Below are 18,507 nucleotides of genomic sequence, written 5' to 3'. Positions count from 1 at the left end.
GCCGCATGACGCAGAAGCCACGAGCCGCCGACCCGGGCGACACCGGGTCGACGCCGGGTGGCTCCGCGCCCACGGAGCCCAACACCGGTGCCGAGGAGCGGGTCGTCATCCGCAACAACCGCAAGATCAGCGACGCGACGGAGCCGGAGGGCGCGGCCGCCGACGCGGGGAGCGACGTTCCCGCCGAGGGCCTCGTCGAGGACGCCGAGATCGTGGTCGACGAGATCGAGGTCGAGGTCAACTCCACCGACGGTCCGGAGCCGTCCGGCCCGCCGGTGGTGGACGCCCCGGCGAAGCCGGCGGACGGCGGCGCCCCCGGCACCGCCCTCGGTGCCGAGCTGGAGGCGCTGCGGGCCGAGCTGGACGAGCGGACCCGGGACCTGCAACGGGTGTCGGCGGAGTACGCCAACTACCGCAAGCGGGTGGACCGGGACCGCAGCCTGGTGCAGGAGCAGGCGACCGGTTCGGTGCTGGCCGCGCTGCTGCCGATCCTGGACGACCTGGACCGGGCTCGGGAACACGGCGACCTGGTCGGACCGTTCGGCACGGTGGCGGAACAGCTCACCACCGCGCTCGGCAAGTTCGGTCTGAACGCCTTCGGCGAGCAGGGCGACCCGTTCGACCCGACCCGGCACGAGGCGGTCGCGCACCAGACCTCGACCGAGGTCAGCGAACCGACCTGCGTGCAGGTCATGCGGCGCGGCTACCAGCTCGGTGAGCGGCTGCTGCGCCCCGCTCTTGTCGCGGTCGCGGATCCGGAATAGTGCGAGACGGTGACCGGGCCGTCCCGCCCGCCGCGCGGCGGGCGGGACGGCCGGGCCACGACTGTTGGAAGGGGGTGGACCGGTGAGTTCGAAGGACTGGCTCGAGAAGGACTTCTACGCCGTGCTCGGCGTGGACAAGGCCGCCTCCGCGGATGACATCAAGAAGGCGTACCGCAAGGTGGCGCGGGAGTCGCACCCGGACCACAACCCGGGCGACGCCAAGGCCGAGGAGCGGTTCAAGGCCGCGTCCGAGGCGTACAACGTGCTCTCGGACGCCGGCCGCCGCCGGGAGTACGACGAGATGCGTTCGCTGTTCGGGTCGGGCGCGTTCCGGCGCAACGCCCGGGGCGGCGGCCAGCCGGGCGGTATGCCGTTCGACGTCTCCGACCTGTTCGGCGGCGGCGCTGCCGGAGGTGGTGACCGTCGCTTCGGCGGTGCCGGTTTCCAGGACCTGTTCAGTTCGATCTTCTCCGGTGGGCAGGGCGCCGGGCAGGCCGCGCCGCGCGGTCCGGCCCGTGGTCGGGACGTCGAGACCGAGGTGGCGCTCGACTTCGGCGACGCGGTACGCGGGGTGACACTGCCCCTCACGCTGCGCGCCCCGGGTGTCTGCGACACCTGCCACGGCAACGGCGCCAAGCCCGGCACCCAACCTCGTACCTGTCCGGTCTGCCACGGCGCCGGGGTCACCACCCGCAACCAGGGGTCGTTCAGCTTCTCCGAGCCGTGCCGCAACTGCCAGGGCGTCGGCACCGTGGTCGAGGAGAAGTGCCCCGAGTGCCACGGCAGCGGTGGGGTCACCAAGACCCGCACGATGAACGTGCGCTTCCCGGCCGGGGTGGCCGACGGCCAACGCATCCGGCTGGCCGGGCGCGGTGAGCCGGGCGAGCGCGGCGGTCCGGCCGGCGACCTGTTCGTGCACGTCAAGGTCCGGCCGGACGAGCTGTTCGGGCGTACCGGTGACGACCTGACCCTTACCGTGCCGGTGACGTTCGCGGAGGCAGTGCTCGGCACGGACCTGCGGGTGCCCACGCTCGACGGCGCGGTGACCCTGCGGGTGCCGCCGGGTACGCCGAGCGGCCGGGTGCTGCGGGCGCGGGGCAAGGGTGTGGTGCGCCGCGACGGGCAGGCAGGCGATCTGCTCGTCACGTTGGACGTGGTGGTGCCGGCTCGACTGTCCGACGAGGCGCGTACGGCGTTGGAGGCGTTCGCCGAGCAGAGTCCGCCGGCTGCGCGGGAACATCTCGACGCTCGGGTGCGTCGGGTCAGTTAGTCCGGTGGGATGGACGCGGAGGTGAGCGGCATGTCGGGCGAGTTCCTCGGTTCGGGTGACCCTGCCTACGAGGCCAAGGTGCTGATGATCTCGGTCGCGGCGCGGATGGCGGGGATGCATCCGCAGACCCTGCGCCAGTACGACCGGCTGGGGCTGGTGCAGCCCGGTCGGGCGGCCGGTGGCGGGCGTCGGTACAGCGTGCGCGACGTGGTGCTGCTGCGCGAGGTGCAGCGGCTCAGCCAGGACGACGGGATCAACCTCGCCGGGGTCAAGCGGATCATCGGGCTGGAGCGTCTGCTGGAGCAGGCGCAGCAGCGGGTGGCCCGGCTGGAGGCGGAGTTGGACGCCGCGTACCGCCGGGTGGCCGAGCTGGAGTCGCTTGCCCGTTTCCCGGGCCGTGATCTCGTGCCCACCAATCGCACGTCCACCGCGCTGGTGGTCTGGCGGCCCCGCCGTACGCCCGATCGCTGACCTCTTCTTCGCTTTTCCGGCCCGGCCCGCGCCCCGATTTCCCGGCGCGTGCCGGGCCGCTTCCGTTAATCTGTCGATACAGGTCCAACCGGCTTAATTCGGACCTGTCGGCATGGCGAGGGGGAGCAGTGGCGGAGCCGGCGAAGAAGGTCGCCCAACAGACCGAGGAACGGTTGGAGAACCTGGCCGACACCGTCCGCGAGAAGTTCGACAAGGTCACCGAGGGAACCTTCCGGGACCGGATCAAAGAGGGGCGGTTCGCGGACCAGACCGACCACGGCGTCGACCAGGCCCGAGCCGAGACCGAACGCAAGCGGGACTGACCGGTGACCGACGTGCGGGCCGGGACCCACGGGGGGTCCCGGCCCGTTCGCCCTGCTGACTCCCTGCCGCGACCAGCTCAGCCGAGGCGGCGGTTCTCGCGGACCAGGCCGCCTTCGCACCAGTCCCGGTAGACGAACAGATCCGGGCGGGCCAGCAGCACCCGGCCGTTGTGTGCCCAGATCTTCATCAGCTCGTCGCCCTCCCGCTCGGCCTGCTCCACCAGCTTGCGGAAGCGGCGCTTGGGGTGGGCGCGGAATTTCGTCCGGATGCCGTCGGCCGCGTAGATGTAGAGGCAGTGCAGCGCGAAGCGCCGAGCCGGACAGGTCGGGTCCATCGCCAGATCGAAGAGCGTCAGCACCAGCCGGTCACCGGAGACCAGGAGGTCCCAGTCCGGTGGCATGGAAGCCAACGGCACCGAATCGGGCTGGTACGCCCAAGCTCGCAACTCCGCCGGAGTTGGATCGACGGGGTTGGCGAAGCCGTGGAACGTCGACTCCTGCACGCTCACCGGCCAACCTTCCGCTCTCGCCCGCGGGTGGGCACGTGCCCACCCGCGAACGCTGGCTGCTGGGGCGAAACGGTAACCCGCCGCCGGGTGCTGCGGTAGTCCCCGTGCGGAGCAATTCGGCAACCGTTGGCCGGAGCGGCGTCAGTCCTGGATCGGAACCGGCACCGTGCGTTGGGCCGCCGCGGCGGCGCGGGTGCGCAGCCACCGTTTGAACCACGGGAAGTCGGGCAGTCGGGCCAGCATCGGGCCGGTCACCACTGTGATGAGCACGTACGCCGTGGCCAGGGCCGCCAGCCGAGGCTCGACGCTGCCGGCGGCTACCGCGAGCCCGGCGATGACGATGGAGAACTCACCACGGGGTACGAGTGCCAGGCCGGCCCGCCAACGACCGGGTTCGGCGATGCCGACCCGTCGGGCCGCCAGGTAACCGGTGAGCGTCTTCGTCGCCATGGTGACGATGGCCAGGGCGAGCGCCGGCAGCAGCACCGGCGGGATGTCCCGTGGATCGGTGACCAGGCCGAAGAACACGAAGAACACGGCGGCGAACAGGTCCCGCAGGGGGGAGAGCAGTTCGGTCGCGTGGTGCGCCACCGGGCCGGAGAGCGCGATGCCGACCAGGAACGCGCCGACCGCCGCCGACACCTGGAGCTTCGCCGCGATGCCGGCGATCAGCAGGGTCAGACCGAGTACGCCGAGCAGCAGCGCCTCCGGGTCCTTCGCCGACAGGGCGGACGAGATGAGGTGGCCGTACCGGATGGCTACCACCAGCACGATCAGCACCGTGCCCACTGCGACGGTGAGTGCGATGCCGCCGCCGAGCAGGCCGGTCCCGGCCAGTACCGCGGTGACCAGCGGCAGGTAGAGCGCCATCGCCAGGTCCTCGATCACGAGGACCGAGAGGATGACAGGGGTTTCCCGGTTACCCAGTCGGCCCAGGTCGGCGAGGACCTTGGCGATCACCCCGGAGGAGGAGACCCAGGTGATGCCGCCGAGCACCAGGGCCGCCACCCAGTCCCAGCCGAGCAGCAGGGCGAACGCCGCGCCGGGCAGCGCGTTGAGCACCCCGTCGATCAGCCCGGCCGGGGCCGCCGACCGGAGGTTGCCGACGAGTTCGTTGGCCGAGTACTCCAGGCCGAGCATCACCAGCAGCAGGATGACGCCGATCTCGGCGCCGACCGCGAAGAACTCCTCGCTGGCGGCCAGCGGGAGCAGCCCGCCGTGCCCGAAGGCGAGCCCGGCCAGCAGGTAGAGGGGGATGGGTGAGAGGCCTACGCGACGGCTGAGCCGACCGAGGACACCGAGCAGGAGGAGCAGCGCGCCGACTTCGACGAGCAGTGTGGTGGAGTCGTGCATCCGCCTCAGCCGTCCGGGTCACTGTCGGCGAGGATGGCGGACACGCCGTCGAGACCCCTGCGGGTCCCGACAACGACCACCACGTCGCCGGCCGCGAAGCGGAAGGAGGGAAGCGGCGAGACGATGACCTCGCCGTCACGCAGCACCGCCACGATGGAGGCGCTGGTGCGGGTACGCGCCTTGGTTTCGCTGAGCTGCCTGTTGACGTACCGCGACCCCGCCGTGATGGCGATCTGCTCGGTGAGCAGGCCGGCGGCCTGCTCGCGGAGCCCGGAGAGCTGACCGAGCATCAGCGACGCGCCGAGGATGTCGGCAAGCGCCTCCGCCTCGTCGTCGGTCAGCGGGATGTCCGCCTGGCAGGAGTCGGGGTCGTCGGGATCGTAGAGGACCAGGTCACGGCGACCATTGCGGTGGGAGACGACGCCCAGGCGGCGTCCGGACTCCGTCACCAGATCGTGACGTACCCCGATCCCGGGTAAGGCGGTCTGCTCGACACGTACTCGCACCCACCAAGGCTACCGCCTCGTTAACGAAACGCAGATCTTGGACGCTGATCGGCAGCGCAGCCTTGATCGACTCGACATCGCCGATGTGGGGGTATCCAGCGAGCGGGACACCCCGACATCGGCGATCTCGTGTCGATCTAGAGCCGTCGACCCGTCAGGAGGTCGGTGGCTTCTCCGCCACGAACACGCCGACGCCTTCCAGCGTCTCGGTGAGCCCGGTCGCGCGGAGGATCATCATGGCCTTGCCGACCACGGTGTCCGACACGCCGTATTCGTTGCAGAGCTGCGATCGGCTCGGCAGCTTCGTGCTCCGCGCCGACCACGAGACGCCCTGCACCGCCCGCCTACCCCGGCGAGCCTGATCGACTCGACATCACGGAAGTCGGGGTGTCCGAGAGATCCGGACACCCCGACTTCCAGGAAACCGAGTCGATCAGAGCTGCGCGAAGAACTCGCGGATGTCGTCGACCAGGACGTCGGTCGCCTGGTGGGCGGCGTAGTGGCCGCCGACGTCGCCGCGCCCATCGACGTCCGTGCCGTACGCCGTCCAGCGGACGATGTTCGCGTGGTCCCGCTCGGCGAAGCGGCGGATGGACTGGAAGTCGCCGGGGAACATGGCCACCGCGGTGGGCGCCGTCGTCGGCTCGGCCGGCTGCTCGTCGGTGTGCGCGTCCTCCCAGTAGAAGCGGATCGCCGAGGCGGCGGTGCCGGTGAACCAGTAGAGGGCGACGTTGGCCAGGATGAACTCGGCGTCCAGGCTCTCGTCGAAGAGTTGCGCGTTCCAGGCCAGCAGCCCGACGGGCGAGTCGGCCAGCGCGTACGCCAGGGTCTGCGGCTGCTGGCTGTGCACCTGGTTGAAGGAGAACTTGTTCTCGTAGAACCACTGGAGGTGCGCCAGCGCCGCCTGGTCCGCCTCGGACAGGTCGGCGAACTCGGCCGGGTCGCCGGACGGGAACGAGAAGATCTGGGTGACGTGCACGCCGAGCACGTGCTTGCGGTCGATCCGGCCCAGCTCCGGCGAGATCAACGAGCCGCCGTCGTTGCCGACCGCGCCGTAGCTGTCGTACCCCAGGCGGTTCATCAGCTCGGCCCAGGCGCGGGCCGTGCGGTGCCGGTTCCAGCCGGCGCTGCGGGTGGGGCCGGAGAACCCGAAACCGGGCAGCGACGGGATGACCAGGTGGAAGGCCGGCGCTGCCGGGTCGTTCGGCTCGGTGAGCGGGCCGATGACGTCCAGGTATTCGAGCACCGAGCCGGGCCAGCCGTGGGTGAGCACCAGGGCTGTGGCGTCCGGCCGGGACGACCTGACGTGCAGGAAGTGGATCTGCTCACCGTCGATCTCGGTGACGAACTGCGGGTGGGCGTTCAGCCGGGCCTCGACGGCCCGCCAGTCGAACCCGTCGCGCCAACGGTCGGCGAGCGCGCGGACTCGGTCGCCGCTCATCCCGTACGTGTCGCCGACGCCGGGCAGCTCGGCGGGCCAGATCGTGCGGTCCAGTCGGGTGGCCAGGTCGTCGAGGGCGGTCTGCGGGATCTCGACGCGGAACGGGCGGATCGCGGTGCCGGTCATGCGGGGCTCCTTCGGAACGGAATGTTTCGTTCTGTTAGAACAGTAGCAGACCGGAACGATCCGTTCCACTGTTACTGTGGAGCCATGCCGACGACTTCCGGAAACGCGCTTGCCGGGCGCCGCGCCCAGGCCGCCCGCAACGACGAGGTGATCCTCGAAGCTGCCCGCGCGGTCTTCCTCGACGACCCGAAGGCCCCGATCGCCGCCGTCGCCGAACGCGCGGGCGTCGGCATCAGCGCCCTCTATCGGAGGTACGCGGGCAAGGAGGACCTGCTGCGCCAGCTCTGCCACGCCGGGCTTCGCCGCTATCTGGCGGAGGCCGAGGCGGCGCTCGCCGAGCCGGACGACTGGGCCGCGTTCACCGGATTCCTCGCCCGGATCGTCGACGCCGACGTGCACTCGCTCACCGTCCACCTGGCCGGCACGTTCGCCCCCACAGAGGAGATGGGGCGCGACGCGGTACGCGCCGGGGAACTGGCCACCGCACTCGTCGACCGGGCGCACGCCAGCGGTCGGCTGCGCCCCGATGTCGTGGTGCAGGACCTTGGGCTGCTGCTGGAGGGCTGCGCCGCGGTCCGCGTACCCGATCCCGAACGGACCGGGCAGCTGCGCCGCCGGCAGCTGGCGGTGTTGCTGGCCGGCCTGTCCACGGTGCCGGACGCCGACCCGCTGCCCGGCCCGCCCCCGGCGGCTGGTGAGTTCGACTGGCGGTGGCGGCAGCGGACGTGACAGCCGTCACAGGCTAAGGTTGAGTGGAATACGCTCAACTCTGGTTGCGTCCAACCCAGTGGACAACGCCGATCCGGGGGAGCCCATGAACACGGAAAGACTCACCACCAAGAGCCGCGAAACCATCACCGGTGCCGTCGCGCTGGCCAACCAGCGCGGCCACGCCACCGTGGAGCCCTGGCACCTGCTGCTGTCCCTGCTGGACACCGACGGCTCGACCGCCGCCGGCCTGCTGCGCGCCGTCGGGGCCGACCCCGCCGAGCTGCGCCGGGCCGCCCAGCGGGCGGTCGACGCCCTGCCGGCGGCACGGGGCTCCAGCATCGCCGAGCCGACACTGGCCCGCGAGTTCGTCAACGCCATCGGCGCCGCCGAGCAGATCGCCCGGCCGCTTGGCGACGAGTACACGTCCACCGAGCACCTGCTCGCCGGCCTGGCCCGGGTGGGTGGCGCGGTGTCCGGCGCGCTGAAGACCGCGGGTGCCACCGAGGAGGCCCTTGTGGCCGCCTTCCCGACCGTCCGGGGCGGGGACCGGCGGGTCACCACTGCCGACCCGGAGCAGACCTACCAGGCCCTCAGCAAGTACGGCGTCGATCTGACCGCCAGCGCCCGCGACGGCAAGATCGACCCGGTGATCGGCCGGGACTCGGAGATCCGCCGGGTCATCCAGGTCCTCTCCCGTCGTACCAAGAACAACCCGGTGCTGATCGGCGAGCCCGGCGTCGGAAAGACCGCGATCGTCGAGGGTCTCGCCCAGCGGATCGTGGCCGGCGACGTCCCCGAGTCGCTGCGCGACAAGAAGCTGGTCTCACTGGACCTCGGCGCGATGGTCGCCGGGGCGCAGTACCGGGGGCAGTTCGAGGAGCGGCTGAAGTCCGTCCTGGAGGAGATCAAGAACTCCAACGGGCAGGTCATCACGTTCCTCGACGAGCTGCACACGGTCGTCGGCGCCGGCAAGGGCGAGGGCTCGATGGACGCCGGCAACATGCTCAAGCCGATGCTCGCCCGTGGTGAGCTGCGGATGGTAGGCGCCACCACGCTAGACGAGTACCGCGAGCACATTGAGAAGGACCCGGCGCTGGAGCGGCGCTTCCAGCCGGTGCTAGTCGGAGAGCCAACCATCGAGGACACCATCGGCATCCTGCGGGGGCTCAAGGAGCGCTACGAGGTGCACCACGGCGTACGGATCACCGACGCCGCGCTGGTCGCCGCCGCCACCCTCTCCGACCGCTACATCACCGACCGGTTCCTGCCGGACAAGGCGATCGACCTGGTGGACGAGTCCGCGTCCCGGCTGCGGATGGAGATCGACTCCCGGCCGGTCGAGGTCGACGAGATCGAGCGGGCGGTCCGCCGGCTGGAGATCGAGGAGATGGCCCTGGCCAAGGAGCCGGACGCGGCCTCCGCCGAGCGGCTGGAGCGGCTGCGCAAGGAACTGGCCGACAAACGCGAACAGCTCACCGTGCTCTCCGAGCGGTGGCAGACCGAGAAGAGCCACATCACCAAGCTCTCCACCGCCAAGGAGGAGCTGGAACGTCTGGGCGGCGAGGCCGAACGGGCCGAGCGCGACGGCGAGCTGGAGCGCGCCGCCGAGCTGCGCTACGGCCGCATCCCCGCCCTCAAGGTGGAGCTGACGCAGGCGGCCGAGGAGCTGGCCCGACTCCAGGCCGACGGCGCGATGCTCAAGGAGGAGGTCGGCGCGGACGACATCGCGGCCGTCGTCGCCTCCTGGACTGGCATCCCGGCGGGACGGCTGCTGGAGGGCGAGACGGCCAAGCTGCTGCGCATGGAGGAGTCGCTGGCCAGCCGGGTGGTCGGCCAGGCCGAGGCCGTGAGCGCGGTCTCCGACGCCGTACGCCGGGCGAGGGCGGGTGTCGCCGACCCGGACCGGCCGACGGGCAGCTTCCTCTTCCTCGGCCCCACAGGTGTCGGCAAGACCGAGCTGGCGAAGGCGCTCGCCGAGTTCCTCTTCGACGACGAGCGGGCCATGGTCCGCATCGACATGAGCGAGTACGGCGAGAAGCACTCGGTGGCCCGCCTGGTCGGCGCCCCGCCCGGCTACGTCGGCTACGAGGAGGGCGGTCAGCTCACCGAGGCGGTACGCCGCCGCCCGTACTCGGTGATCCTGCTGGACGAGGTGGAGAAGGCGCATCCGGATGTGTTCGACGTGCTGCTCCAGGTGCTCGACGACGGTCGGCTCACCGACGGTCAGGGCCGCACTGTGGACTTCCGCAACGCGATCCTGATCCTCACCTCGAACCTCGGGTCGTCGGTGATCAGCGACCTGACGCTCGCCGACGAGCAGCGCCGGGAGGGTGTGCTGGCAGTGGTCCGGTCGCACTTCAAGCCCGAGTTCCTCAACCGGCTGGACGACATCGTGGTCTTCGCCTCGCTGCGGGGGGACGACCTGCGGTCCATCGTCGACATCCAGCTGGACCGGATGCGCAGGCGTCTGGCGGATCGCCGGCTGGCGCTGGACATCACCGAGTCCGCGCGCCAGTGGTTGGCCGAGCACGGCTACGACCCGATCTACGGTGCCCGCCCGCTGCGCCGCCTGGTCCAGACGGCCATCGGAGACCAGCTGGCCAAGGCCCTGCTGAGTGGGTCGGTCCGCGACGGCGACACGGTGAAGACGGACCTGGACCCCGCCACCAACACCCTCACGGTCACCCCGGCCTGACAGCGCCCCACGCCGGCCGGCTGCGGCGACGATCAAGAGGTTTGCGTCATCGGGACGTCCGCAGATGACGCAAACCTCTTGATCAACAGGGTGGGAGGTGGACGATCGGGGAAAGGGTGAGGGCATGTTCGGGATGCGGAAAGCGTGGGAACGGGACCTCGACGCGGCCGTCGACCAGTTGGTGTCGGCTGACACTCTCGCCTTCGGCGGTGTCGGCATCGCCAACACGCTGCTGCCGGTCACCGAGGCGTACCACCGGGTCGAGGCCGCCCTCGCCGACCACCCCGAGGAGGTACGCCGACAGCTCGACCGGGTGCTGGCCGACGGCACACCCGCCGGCCGGGCGTACGCGGCCACGCTGCTGGAACGGCTCGATCCGGCGGCGGCCCGGGCGGCGTGGACGTCGCTGCGGGACGACCCGACCGAGTTCACCACGTTCGTCGGGTGCGTGATGGACCGCGAGACCCTCGGGAACTACGCCACCCAGCGCCTCACCGCAGCATGATCCATTCGCCGGTCGGGGCTGTCCGATCGGTCCTGCCGGCGGCCGGTGACCCGCCGTACGTTGCGAGCCATGAGTCCGCCCGCCACCGCGATCCGCCCGCCCCGGCCCGCCACCGTGACAGTCGCCTTCTGGCTGCAACTCACCGTGGTGCTGGTCCTGCTCGGCCTGGCCGCGCTGGTGGCCGCCGAGGCGGTGCACTTCGACAGCCAGATCGACCGCGCGGTGCGACTGGTGCCGGGCGCCGACCCGGCCGAGGTGGCCGGGGAACGGCAGGGCAACGTCGCCATGGCGCTGATCTTCGGCGTACCGGCGGTGCTGCTCGCGGTGTGGCTGGCGGTGACCGCCGCCCCGGTCCGACGGGGCGCCAACGTCGCGCGGATCCTGGTCTTCGTCGCCAGTGGCACGCAACTGCTCGTCTGCTTCGCCCAGTGCTGTTCCGGCGGGTTCCTCGTGCCCCTGCTGACCACCGCCGAGATGGAGACGGAGCCGCCGGCGGAGTGGGACGCGGAATGGAAGACCTCCACGTTCTTCGACACGCTCTACGCCGGCACCGACCCCTGGGACGACCTGTTCTTCCCGGCGGCGGGTCTGGGCGTACTCACCGTCCTGACGCTCACCACGGCGGTGGTCCTGCTGCTGGCGCTGCCGCCCGCGAACCGCTGGTTCGTGCCGGCGACCGCACCCGCCGAGGCGCCCACCGTCCCCTGGACGATGCCCGTTCTGACCTACGCCCCGACCGGTTACGGCTATCCGGGCGTCCCACTGGTGCCGCCCGGTGCGGGTGTGCCGGGCTTCCTGCCGCCGGGTGCGCCGGTCCCGCCCGGCTACCTCATCTGCCCCGACCCAAGCGCGCACCTCACCCCGGGTACGACGCCCGAACCGCCGGCGGTGGCACCGGACGACGCACCCGACGGCCCCCGCTAGCTGAGCTGTCGGCCACAGCACGGCCCTCGCAGGTGCCGAGGATTGTTAACGTCTGCGCCGACGTACCTGGGGAGGTGGTCGGGTGGACGCGCTGGTGACGTCCCTGGTGGCGGGCGGTGTGCTCGCGGCGGTGGTGGCCGTCGTGCGGGCCCGACGGGCGGCCACGGCCCGGCCCGGCGGCCGGCCGGCGGAGGCGCCGACTGGCGGCCCGCACCGCCTGGCCTTGGGCGACCGCGTGCGGATCCGCCAACAGGAGTATGTCGTCAGCGGCACCATCCGCCTCGTCGAGGGGGACTGGAGCTGGGTGCAGCACCTGCTCGACGACGGGTCCGGCGGTCGACGCCGGCTCTCCGTGGAGGATGGCCCCGAGTTGGAGCTGGTGCTCTGGACCGCCGAGCCCGGCGCGAAGGTCAGCCCGGGTGCCCCGACGATCGACCTCGACGGGCGGCGGTACACCTGGTCCGAGACCGGGCAGGCGCGCTACACCGCCATCGGTGAGACCGGACTTCCGTCGGCCGGGACGATGCGTTACCACGACTACCAGTCCGGCGGCGCCGCCCGACTCTCCTTCGAGGCGTACGGCGAGGAGGGCTGGCGGGTGGCCCGCGGCGACCTCCTCGACCCCGCCGACCTGGCGATCCGACCCACCACCGAGGGGCACTGAGCCCGGTCGGGCGGGGACGCGCCGGCCCGCCACGGCATGCCCGGGTGGCCGGTTGTCGATACGGTGTGGGCGCGATCTAGGGAAGGAGAATCGTGGTCGATACCCAGAGCACGCCGGCCCGTCAGCGGCCATCCATCGTGACGATTTCCAGTTATCTGCTTTTCCTGTTCCTCGCGTGCCAGGTGATCAGCCTGATCATCACGCTCGCCACCATCGGCAAGACGCGGGACGCGATCCGCGACGCGTACGCGGGCAGTTCCATTGAAAATCCCGACCAGGTGGCGGATGTCTTCTTCGCCATCGGTATCGGGAGCGGCATCCTGCTGCTGCTGCTCGCGATCGTGCTGGGCGTGCTGGCCCTGTTCAACAACCAGGGCCGCAACGGCTCCCGGATCACCACCTGGATCGTCGGCGGCATCATGATCTGCTGCACGGGTGGCGGCCTCATCAGTGGTGCGGCCGGCAGCTTCACCAGCGGTGGGGACACCGCCGGTGGCCCGAGCGGCGAGGAGGTCCAGCGCCGCATCGAGGAGGCTGTGCCGTCCTGGGTCACCCCGGTCAGCCTGCTGCTGGGTGTGGTCAGCCTGCTCGCCCTTCTCGCGGCGCTGATCCTGCTGGCGCTGCCGAAGGCCAACGAGTTCTTCCGTAAGCCCGCCGTCGGCTGGGAGCCGCCGACGCCGGGGGCCAGCTACCCGGGGTACCCGCAGACTCCCGGGCAGTCCGGTCAGCCGGGTTACCCGTCGACCGGCGAGCCGGGTTACCCGTCGGCGCCGGGGCCGGTGCAGCCGAGCACCCCGCCGTCCAGTGCGGACCGGCCGGACGACACCCCGCCGGCCGACCGTCCCGGCACGACCCCGCCGTCGAGCTGACGGCTCGATAAGCACGACGCCGACGATCCCTCCGAGTAGGTTGCAACCCGACGCCTACCGGAGGGATTCGTCGTGTCGTACCCCGAATCGGCACGGGCCCGACGGCCCGCCGTGGTCCTGCTGGCCACGGCGGTGCTGTTGGTGATGGCTGTCGCCGCGCTCGCGTACACCGTCGTCGACCTGGCGGTGCTGGGGCGGACTGTCGACGCGTTCCGCTCGGCCGCCCGGGACACGTCGGCGAACCCGCAGCAGATCGACGAGGTGGCGACGCTGCTGCGGTTGTCCACGGTGCTGACGGCTGTGGTGGCGGCGTTCTCCGCGGTCCTGCTGGCCGGTCTGGCACTGGCGCTGCTCACCGGTAGGCGTGGCGTTCGGGTGGCCACCTGGGTCGTCTGCGGGTTCGGCCTGCTCGCCGGCTGTTGCAGCGTGGCGGTGCTCGTCGGTGAGCGCGCCGCGCCGCTGCGGCTCGGCGACGGTGAACGGGCCACGGCGGAGCTGTTGGGCCTGATCGCGGACGCGTACCCGTCGTGGTGGATTCCCGTCAACGCCGGTCTTTCCGTGGGGCAGGGCCTCGGTTACCTTGTGGTAGCTACGTTGCTGGCACTGCCGGCGGCGAACGCCTGGTTCGGTCGACACCGCCCCTCGGCGCCGACCGCACCAGCCACTCCGCCCGGGTTCCCACCCGCACCGCACCAGCCGCCGCCCCCGTATCCGCCCAGGTGAGGACCGCCCGTGACGCTCGACCCCGCGACCGCCGAGCGACGGGCCCTGGTCACCGGCGCGACAGCCGGCATCGGTGCGGCGTTCGCTCGACGGCTCGCCTCCGACGGTTGGCACCTGGTGCTCGTCGCCCGGGACGCGGGCCGGCTGACGGAGCTGGCCGCCGAGTTGGGGTCCCGGCACGGCCACGACGTGGAGACGCTGTCGGCGGACCTGTCCACCGACGACGGTTGCGACGCCGTCGAGCAGCGGCTGAGCAGCGGCAGCCCGGTGCACCTTCTGGTGAACAACGCCGGCATCAGCCTCAACAAACCGTTCCTCCGCTCCACGGCCGAGGACGAGGCGCGCCTGCTGCGGCTCAATGTGCACGCCGTCATGCGACTGACCCTCGCAGCGCTGCGATCGATGACCGAACGGCGCGCCGGGGCAGTGATAAATGTCTCTTCCGTAGCGGGTTTTGGCGCGGTGATGCCGGGATCGACGTACTCGGCCAGCAAGGCGTGGGTCACCAACTTCAGCGAGTCCGTGGGCCAGTCTGCGCGGCCGTACGGGGTGCGGGTGATGGCCCTCTGCCCCGGCTACACCCGCACCGAATTCCACAAGCGGGCCGGCATCAACATGTCGAAGACACCTGAGTGGATGTGGCTGAAAGCCGAGGACGTGGTCGACGAAGCCCTACGTGACCTGGGCAAAGGCAAATTGGTAAGCATCCCGGCGTGGAAGTACAAGGTGGCCGTCGCCGGTCTGCGCCACGCGCCGCGCCGGCTGCTCCAGGTGGTCGCGCGGGACACCCGCGGCCGGATCGGTCGCGACGAACGCTGAGCGCCGCACCCGTCCAACCCCCGGTCGTCGCCGTGACAACGTTGGCGCGCCGCAATCGAGCCAGTCGCTCAGCGTAGTCGTACATCGCCAACCATCGGTCCCTCGTCAGCCTGATCGGGGTGGGCCGTCCACACGGCGTCCAGACTTGCGCAGTAACCTCTATCGCCATGGGGGACCACGACGACCTGCGTAAATTCATTACCGACCTGGCTGTGGTGCACGGACGGGTCGTGCTGTCCTCGGGGCGCGAGGCAGACTGGTACGTCGATCTGCGACGTGTCACGCTCCATCACCAGGCCGCTCCGTTGGTCGGTCGAGTGCTGCTCGACCTCACCGCCGACTGGGAGTACGACGCCGTCGGCGGACTCACCCTGGGCGCGGACCCTGTCGCGCTCTCGATGCTGCACGCCGCCGCTCCGACCGGACGCGCTCTGGACGCCTTTGTGGTGCGCAAGGCGGGCAAGGCGCACGGTCTGCAGCGGCGGATCGAGGGACCGGAGGTGGCCGGCCGCCGGGTGTTGGCGGTGGAGGACACGTCCACGACGGGCGGAAGCGTCATGACCGCGGTCGAGGCGCTACGTGAGGCCGGAGCGGAAGTCGTGGGTGTGGCGGTTATTGTTGATCGAGGCGCCGGCGACGCGGTGCGAGCCGCCGGATTGCCGTACCGGGCGGCCTATACGTTGGCTGACCTCGGCCTTGTGGCGTAAAAATTTGCCGATTCGGATCTGCTGATATGCAGGCGGATCGATGCTGCTGGTGGAAGGATGGAATACGTGGGAACTGCGTTGGCCGAAATGACTATGCCTCAGATCTCGCCGCTTAACGGCGAGCCGATCGAACGTGCCGATGCCGAGCGTCTCGCGGGGGTCCTCAAGGCCCTCGCCGATCCTGCTCGGCTGCGGCTGCTCAGCCTGATCCAGTCGGCCCCCGAGGGCGAGGCGTGCGTCTGTGACCTGACCGCACCCCTCGGCCTCTCCCAGCCGACGGTCAGTCACCACCTGCGCATCCTCACCGAGGCTGGCTTGCTGCAGCGGGAGAAGCGCGGTGTCTGGGCGTACTACAGCCTGGTCCCGAGTGCGATCGCGACGATCGCGGACCTGCTGACCCCGCCGCGCAAGCGGGCCACCAAGAAGGCCCGCTGACGTAGGCGCTGCGCACCGTCCCACTCCGGGACGGTGTCCGGTGGCGAGCCAGGGGTGGCGCCACCGGTCCACTGATACCTACTCGTCCCCGGCCGCACCGCCGGAGGCCGGGTCCGACATGCCGACGGCCGACCCCCGCACCAGGGGGCCGGCCGTCGTCGTACCCGATGCTCAGCGGTCCTGGCCGTGCTCCGGCCGCCGCCGGTCGTGCTCGTCGTCGTGGTCGAACGCCTCGCGGACCGCGTCCACCGCGCCCGCGGCGCTGGCCGCCGCGACCACGGCGACCGCCTCGCCGCGCTTACGGGCCCGCCTGTCACGCAGGAACTCGAAGAAGATCGGCAGCACCGAGAGCACGATGATGAGGGCCACCACCGGCAGGATGTAGTGGTCGATCTTGTCGCCGATCGCCTGGTAGATCCGGTCGGCAAGCAGGTAGCCGATCAGCAGGATGCCGTCCACCCAGAGCACCCCGCCGACGATGTTCCAGATGAGGAACTGCCGCGCCGGCATGCCCAGCGCACCGGCGACCGGGTTGAGGAAGGTGCGGACGATCGGGATGAAGCGCGCCAGCACCACTGCCTTCGCCGGGCCGAACTTCTGGAAGTAGTACTCGGCCTTCTCGACGTACTCCTTCTTGAAGAGCCGCGAGTTCGGCCGCTCGAACATCGGCCGCCCGTACCGCGATCCGAGCCAGTGCCCCAGCTGGGCACCGACGATCGCGCAGACCGGCCCACCGATCAGCAGGCCGGCCAGAGAGAGCCGGGTGCCGTCACCGAAGATGGCGTCCGCCACCGGCGAAGCCGCCACGCCGGCGAGGAACAGCAGCGAGTCCCCCGGGAAGAAGAAGCCCACCAGCAGGCCGGTCTCGGCGAAGAGGATCACCCAGACGCCGATCAGCCCGAAGGTCTGCAACAGCTCCTTGGGGTCGAGCGGGTTCAGGGCGACGCTCTCCATGAGAGCGCGGGTCGTCTCAGCTGTGTCCACGGCCACAAAGGGTACCGAAGGCGCAGCCTCGGGCCGCGCCGGACCGGGCCTTCCCACCCACCCGCGCCGTCGTCGCGGACGACGGTGCCCCGCCGACCTGGTGGTCGACGGGGCACCGGTTGGTACGGAATGGATCAGGCGACGAAGCGGGTCCGGCGACGCTTGGCCACCAGGTAGCCGCCGACACCCGCGGCGAGCAGCAGCGCGCCGATACCGGCGATCAGGCCGGTCGATTCACCGGTGATCGGCAGCGCGCCACCGTCACCGCCGCCCTCGCCGCCGGTGGCCGCGTTCACCACGATCTTGGCAGTGTCGTTGGCCGGCTTGAGGTCGGCATAGAAGCCGCCCTCGCACTCGCACGGCACGTTGACTTTGACGGTGCCGCTGGCGTTGGCGACCACCTTGTCGATGCGGAACGAGAACTCGCCGGTCAGCTCCTCACCAGCCGGAGCGAACGGCCCCGGGTAGCAGCGGTACGCCGCGGCACCGGGCGTGCCCGCCTCGTCCCACTCGGCGTTGTTGCCGGCACGCGGTGCGCACTCGATCGGCACCTCGACGGCCGTGGTGCCGGTCGGAACCGTCACGTCGATGTAGGTCACCTGGGAGTCGCTGCGGATGTAGTCAAGCGTTGCCGGACCGTTGTTCCGGAAGCCCAGCGCGGCGGTCAGGACCGCGCCCTTCTTACCGGTGAGCGTGGCACCGATGGCCTCCAGGTCGGCCCCGTTCTCGCCCGTCACATCGACCTGCAGAACACTTGTGTTGTTGTCGGGGTCGGTGTCGGTCTGCACGGCGCGAGCCGCGCGCGCGGTGGAGGCCGTCTTCAGCGACAGCGTCTTGCCGGTGCCCCGGCGAGCCTTCTCAGCGCCCGCCTCCTCCCGGACGCCGAGGAGGTCCTCGAAATCGGCCGGGGTCATGAACCAGGCGCCTCCGTACTCGCGGCCCGGCGCGTACGTGTCCTTGGCCAGCTCGTAGTTGAGCGTCGTCGACGCACCACCGGAGACGGGGATCTTCGCGTCGAACTCGCAGGCGAACAGGAAGTCCTCGGCGTAGAGGCAGTTGTCGAACCGCTCCCTGGTCCGGATGCCGTAGTCGTTGTCGAACAGCACCACGAAACCATCGATCTCGGTCGTGCCGGCGTTGAACACCGCGAGCGGAGCCTGGAACTTGCCGCCGGGCGCCGCCGTCGCCGTGGTGTCGGGGCCGGCCTGCAGGTCGACGCCCTGACCGACCCGGATGCGGGAGGTGTAGCTGGCGATCTGCTTGTCCGCGGTCTTGACGCTGATCTTCAGCTCGCCGGTGTCGCCGGTGGCCGCCTTGTCGGTCGGCGCGATGACGATGTTGTTGAAGAAGCCGCCGTAGAGCTCGTCGACGGAGAGCGGGAAGTACTCGCGGCAGAGCAGTACGCCATCCCCGTCGGCCTCGCAGATGTCACTGCGTTCGCCGGCCAGGGTGATCTTGCCGGTGAGGCTGCGGTAGTCGTAGCGGACCGAGACGTCGTTGAGCACCGTGGACTCGTTGCTGTACAGCGACGGCGACCGCACGACGCCGGCCGAGTCGGCGGCAACTGTGACGTCCTGGAAGTACAGATCGAACTCCGGGGCAGGATCGGCGAGGGCCGGGCTGGCGGAGGCGGCGACCAACGCGCCTGCGACGCCCAGCCCGGCGAGCCAACGCCGGGTGGAGTGGGTGAGCATGAGGGGGTTCCTCC

Annotated in this window: 21 protein-coding genes; 14 read left to right on the top strand and 7 right to left on the bottom strand. The window is 70.8% G+C overall.

Going from position 1 to position 18,507, the window contains the following annotated elements:
• The first annotated feature begins 5 nt into the window (after positions 1-5).
• The 4 genes from grpE to AB0N27_RS17090 all read left to right on the top strand — a co-directional run bounded on the left by grpE (position 6) and on the right by AB0N27_RS17090 (position 2,828).
• Positions 6-764, top strand: a complete 759-nt coding sequence (gene grpE, locus AB0N27_RS17105; RefSeq protein WP_364369843.1) for a nucleotide exchange factor GrpE — start codon at positions 6-8, stop codon at positions 762-764.
• Positions 765-846: 82 nt separating this feature from the next.
• The gene (gene dnaJ, locus AB0N27_RS17100; RefSeq protein WP_364369840.1) at positions 847-2,034 is read left to right on the top strand and encodes a molecular chaperone DnaJ; all 1,188 of its coding nucleotides are present in this window, start codon (positions 847-849) and stop codon (positions 2,032-2,034) included.
• Between the two features lie 30 nt (positions 2,035-2,064).
• A complete protein-coding gene (locus AB0N27_RS17095) occupies positions 2,065-2,505 on the top strand; it encodes a helix-turn-helix transcriptional regulator (protein ID WP_030332087.1) in 441 nt (146 codons plus the stop codon).
• A 128-nt stretch (positions 2,506-2,633) separates the two neighbouring features.
• Positions 2,634-2,828, top strand: a complete 195-nt coding sequence (locus AB0N27_RS17090; RefSeq protein WP_364369837.1) for a hypothetical protein — start codon at positions 2,634-2,636, stop codon at positions 2,826-2,828.
• 77 nt (positions 2,829-2,905) lie between these two features.
• On the opposite strand, the gene AB0N27_RS17085 is transcribed toward AB0N27_RS17090, so the two are convergent.
• The 5 genes from AB0N27_RS17085 to AB0N27_RS17065 form a co-directional block, all read right to left on the bottom strand.
• Entirely contained in the window at positions 2,906-3,337 is a 432-nt protein-coding gene (locus AB0N27_RS17085) for a hypothetical protein (protein ID WP_139583603.1), read from the bottom strand.
• Positions 3,338-3,478: 141 nt separating this feature from the next.
• A complete protein-coding gene (locus AB0N27_RS17080) occupies positions 3,479-4,690 on the bottom strand; it encodes a cation:proton antiporter (RefSeq protein WP_364369834.1) in 1,212 nt (403 codons plus the stop codon).
• Between the two features lie 5 nt (positions 4,691-4,695).
• A complete protein-coding gene (locus tag AB0N27_RS17075) occupies positions 4,696-5,196 on the bottom strand; it encodes a TrkA C-terminal domain-containing protein (RefSeq protein ID WP_364369831.1) in 501 nt (166 codons plus the stop codon).
• Positions 5,197-5,350: 154 nt separating this feature from the next.
• Positions 5,351-5,533: a GntR family transcriptional regulator gene (locus AB0N27_RS17070; protein ID WP_364369828.1), complete on the bottom strand. Its 183-nt coding sequence runs from the start codon at positions 5,531-5,533 to the stop codon at positions 5,351-5,353.
• Positions 5,534-5,629: 96 nt separating this feature from the next.
• Positions 5,630-6,763, bottom strand: a complete 1,134-nt coding sequence (locus AB0N27_RS17065) for an epoxide hydrolase family protein (RefSeq protein WP_364369825.1) — start codon at positions 6,761-6,763, stop codon at positions 5,630-5,632.
• An 84-nt stretch (positions 6,764-6,847) separates the two neighbouring features.
• Here AB0N27_RS17065 and AB0N27_RS17060 point away from each other — a divergent pair, with 84 nt between their 5' ends.
• From AB0N27_RS17060 to AB0N27_RS17015, 10 genes are all read left to right on the top strand, one after another.
• Positions 6,848-7,492 (top strand): helix-turn-helix domain-containing protein, encoded by a 645-nt coding sequence (locus tag AB0N27_RS17060; RefSeq protein WP_364369822.1) that lies wholly within the window; start codon positions 6,848-6,850, stop codon positions 7,490-7,492.
• An 85-nt stretch (positions 7,493-7,577) separates the two neighbouring features.
• A complete protein-coding gene (gene clpB, locus AB0N27_RS17055; protein ID WP_364369819.1) occupies positions 7,578-10,169 on the top strand; it encodes an ATP-dependent chaperone ClpB in 2,592 nt (863 codons plus the stop codon).
• Positions 10,170-10,293: 124 nt separating this feature from the next.
• Positions 10,294-10,674 carry a hypothetical protein gene (locus tag AB0N27_RS17050; protein WP_364369816.1) on the top strand — a complete coding sequence of 127 codons (381 nt, stop codon included), beginning with the start codon at positions 10,294-10,296 and terminating at the stop codon, positions 10,672-10,674.
• Between the two features lie 69 nt (positions 10,675-10,743).
• Positions 10,744-11,598, top strand: coding sequence for a hypothetical protein (locus tag AB0N27_RS17045; RefSeq protein ID WP_364369813.1), 855 nt, complete (start codon positions 10,744-10,746; stop codon positions 11,596-11,598).
• 82 nt (positions 11,599-11,680) lie between these two features.
• Positions 11,681-12,262 (top strand): DUF4178 domain-containing protein, encoded by a 582-nt coding sequence (locus AB0N27_RS17040; RefSeq protein ID WP_364369810.1) that lies wholly within the window; start codon positions 11,681-11,683, stop codon positions 12,260-12,262.
• Between the two features lie 92 nt (positions 12,263-12,354).
• The gene (locus tag AB0N27_RS17035; protein WP_364369807.1) at positions 12,355-13,131 is read left to right on the top strand and encodes a hypothetical protein; all 777 of its coding nucleotides are present in this window, start codon (positions 12,355-12,357) and stop codon (positions 13,129-13,131) included.
• 72 nt (positions 13,132-13,203) lie between these two features.
• On the top strand, positions 13,204-13,854 hold the full coding sequence (locus AB0N27_RS17030; protein ID WP_364369804.1) for a hypothetical protein: 651 nt from the start codon (positions 13,204-13,206) through the stop codon (positions 13,852-13,854).
• A 9-nt stretch (positions 13,855-13,863) separates the two neighbouring features.
• A complete protein-coding gene (locus tag AB0N27_RS17025) occupies positions 13,864-14,673 on the top strand; it encodes an SDR family oxidoreductase (RefSeq protein ID WP_364369801.1) in 810 nt (269 codons plus the stop codon).
• Between the two features lie 167 nt (positions 14,674-14,840).
• Entirely contained in the window at positions 14,841-15,380 is a 540-nt protein-coding gene (gene pyrE / locus AB0N27_RS17020) for an orotate phosphoribosyltransferase (RefSeq protein WP_364369798.1), read from the top strand.
• Positions 15,381-15,437: 57 nt separating this feature from the next.
• Entirely contained in the window at positions 15,438-15,815 is a 378-nt protein-coding gene (locus AB0N27_RS17015) for a metalloregulator ArsR/SmtB family transcription factor (protein ID WP_030332125.1), read from the top strand.
• 171 nt (positions 15,816-15,986) lie between these two features.
• Here the strand turns inward: AB0N27_RS17015 and AB0N27_RS17010 are convergent, their stop codons facing one another.
• Entirely contained in the window at positions 15,987-16,805 is an 819-nt protein-coding gene (locus tag AB0N27_RS17010) for a DedA family protein (RefSeq protein ID WP_364369794.1), read from the bottom strand.
• 128 nt (positions 16,806-16,933) lie between these two features.
• Entirely contained in the window at positions 16,934-18,493 is a 1,560-nt protein-coding gene (locus tag AB0N27_RS17005) for an LPXTG cell wall anchor domain-containing protein (RefSeq protein ID WP_364369791.1), read from the bottom strand.
• Positions 18,494-18,507 lie beyond the last annotated feature (14 nt).

The sequence above is a fragment of the Micromonospora sp. NPDC093244 genome, from assembly GCF_040683695.1.
Taxonomy (GTDB): Bacteria; Actinomycetota; Actinomycetes; order Mycobacteriales; family Micromonosporaceae; genus Micromonospora.
Note: the sequence above shows the minus strand (reverse complement) of the source record. Positions and strands in the feature narration are given on the sequence as shown.